At 66.8% G+C, this 2760-nt stretch carries 2 protein-coding genes; both read left to right on the top strand.

Translation table 11 applies throughout. From position 1 onward, the window contains the following. Window positions 1-146: 146 nt before the first annotated feature. Window positions 147-1379, top strand: coding sequence for an IS630 family transposase (locus tag ACFO4E_RS29990; RefSeq protein ID WP_378580685.1), 1233 nt, complete (start codon window positions 147-149; stop codon window positions 1377-1379). Between the two features lie 141 nt (window positions 1380-1520). Beyond that, window positions 1521-2753: an IS630 family transposase gene (locus ACFO4E_RS29985; RefSeq protein ID WP_378580685.1), complete on the top strand. Its 1233-nt coding sequence runs from the start codon at window positions 1521-1523 to the stop codon at window positions 2751-2753. Window positions 2754-2760 lie beyond the last annotated feature (7 nt).

Here is a 2760-nt window from a genome sequence, read left to right as displayed (position 1 = left end):
GCTAGTATCCTGCGTCTGAAATCTTCGACATATATTGCTATGCTTTCCGTGTGGCGGATCAAGAAGGCCGTGCCCCCGAGTTCGTGTTGACCGATGATGAGCGGGACCGGCTTGTCCAGTGGTCTCACGGAGGATCGAGGCTGGCGGTGCGGGCGCGGATCGTGCTCCGCTGCGCGCAGCCCGGGGCGGTCTACGCCCGGATCGCCGCCGAGGTGGGCGTGTCGGAGATGACGGTGGGCAAGTGGCGCAGGCGTTTCAGCGAGGCCCGGCTCGACGGGCTGAGTGACAGGGAGCGTTCCGGGCGGCCCAAAGCCGGGCTGGTGCTCAGCGACGACGAACGCCAACAGCTTGCGAGGTGGGCGCGCAGGGCGAAGACCTCCCAGGCCCTGGCCTTGCGGTCGAAGATCGTGCTGGCCTGCGCCGATGGCGGGAGTAACCAGCAGGTCGCCCGCGATCTGCGGGTGGCCCCGCACACCGTGGCCCGGTGGAGGGCCCGGTTCATCGACCGCCGGCTGGAGGGCCTGGCCGACGAGGCGCGGCCGGGCAGGCCGCCGTCGGTCCTTCTGGACCAGGTCGAAGACGTCGTCGTCGCGACACTGGAACAGGCCCCGGACGATGCCACCCACTGGTCGAGGGCGTCCATGGCCGAGCGCACCGGCCTGTCGAAGTCGACCGTCGGACGGATCTGGCGGGCGTTCGACCTCAAACCGCATGTGCAGGACACCTTCAAGTTCTCCACCGATCCGCAGTTCGTCGAGAAGGTCGTCGACGTCGTCGGGCTCTACCACGACCCGCCCGAGAGGGCGGTGGTCCTGTGCGTCGATGAGAAGTCGCAGGTACAGGCGCTGGACCGGTCCCAGCCGGTGCTGCCGATGATGCCGGGGATGCCCGAGCGGCGCACCCACGACTACACGCGCCACGGTGTCACCAGCCTGTTCGCCGCCTTCAACATCGAAGACGGCACCGTCATCGGCTCCCTGCACCGCCGGCACCGGGCCGTGGAGTTCAAGAAGTTCCTGGCCAAGATCGACAAGAGCGTCCCGGCGGGCCTGGATGTGCACGTGGTCTGCGACAACTACGCCACCCACAAGACCCCCGAGATCCGGCGGTGGCTGGAGCGCCATCCCCGCTTCCACGTGCACTTCACCCCGACCGGCTCCTCGTGGATCAACCAGGTCGAGCGGTGGTTCGGGCAGTTGACCGACAAGCTCCTGCGCCGCGGCGTCCACACCAGTGTCCAGGCCCTCGAAGCCGACATTCGCGACTGGATCGCCACCTGGAACGAGAACCCCCGGCCCTTCGTATGGACGAAGAGCGCCGAGGAGATCCTCACATCCCTAACCAAATATATGTCGAAAATTTCAGACGCAGGACACTAGTATCCTGCGTCTGAAATCTTCGACATATATTGCTATGCTTTCCGTGTGGCGGATCAAGAAGGCCGTGCCCCCGAGTTCGTGTTGACCGATGATGAGCGGGACCGGCTTGTCCAGTGGTCTCACGGAGGATCGAGGCTGGCGGTGCGGGCGCGGATCGTGCTCCGCTGCGCGCAGCCCGGGGCGGTCTACGCCCGGATCGCCGCCGAGGTGGGCGTGTCGGAGATGACGGTGGGCAAGTGGCGCAGGCGTTTCAGCGAGGCCCGGCTCGACGGGCTGAGTGACAGGGAGCGTTCCGGGCGGCCCAAAGCCGGGCTGGTGCTCAGCGACGACGAACGCCAACAGCTTGCGAGGTGGGCGCGCAGGGCGAAGACCTCCCAGGCCCTGGCCTTGCGGTCGAAGATCGTGCTGGCCTGCGCCGATGGCGGGAGTAACCAGCAGGTCGCCCGCGATCTGCGGGTGGCCCCGCACACCGTGGCCCGGTGGAGGGCCCGGTTCATCGACCGCCGGCTGGAGGGCCTGGCCGACGAGGCGCGGCCGGGCAGGCCGCCGTCGGTCCTTCTGGACCAGGTCGAAGACGTCGTCGTCGCGACACTGGAACAGGCCCCGGACGATGCCACCCACTGGTCGAGGGCGTCCATGGCCGAGCGCACCGGCCTGTCGAAGTCGACCGTCGGACGGATCTGGCGGGCGTTCGACCTCAAACCGCATGTGCAGGACACCTTCAAGTTCTCCACCGATCCGCAGTTCGTCGAGAAGGTCGTCGACGTCGTCGGGCTCTACCACGACCCGCCCGAGAGGGCGGTGGTCCTGTGCGTCGATGAGAAGTCGCAGGTACAGGCGCTGGACCGGTCCCAGCCGGTGCTGCCGATGATGCCGGGGATGCCCGAGCGGCGCACCCACGACTACACGCGCCACGGTGTCACCAGCCTGTTCGCCGCCTTCAACATCGAAGACGGCACCGTCATCGGCTCCCTGCACCGCCGGCACCGGGCCGTGGAGTTCAAGAAGTTCCTGGCCAAGATCGACAAGAGCGTCCCGGCGGGCCTGGATGTGCACGTGGTCTGCGACAACTACGCCACCCACAAGACCCCCGAGATCCGGCGGTGGCTGGAGCGCCATCCCCGCTTCCACGTGCACTTCACCCCGACCGGCTCCTCGTGGATCAACCAGGTCGAGCGGTGGTTCGGGCAGTTGACCGACAAGCTCCTGCGCCGCGGCGTCCACACCAGTGTCCAGGCCCTCGAAGCCGACATTCGCGACTGGATCGCCACCTGGAACGAGAACCCCCGGCCCTTCGTATGGACGAAGAGCGCCGAGGAGATCCTCACATCCCTAACCAAATATATGTCGAAAATTTCAGACGCAGGACACTAGGTGTACT

Origin of the sequence: Nocardiopsis mangrovi (genome assembly GCF_042653925.1) — a bacterium.
GTDB classification, from domain to species: Bacteria; Actinomycetota; Actinomycetes; order Streptosporangiales; family Streptosporangiaceae; genus Nocardiopsis_B; species Nocardiopsis_B mangrovi.
Note: the sequence above shows the minus strand (reverse complement) of the source record. Positions and strands in the feature narration are given on the sequence as shown.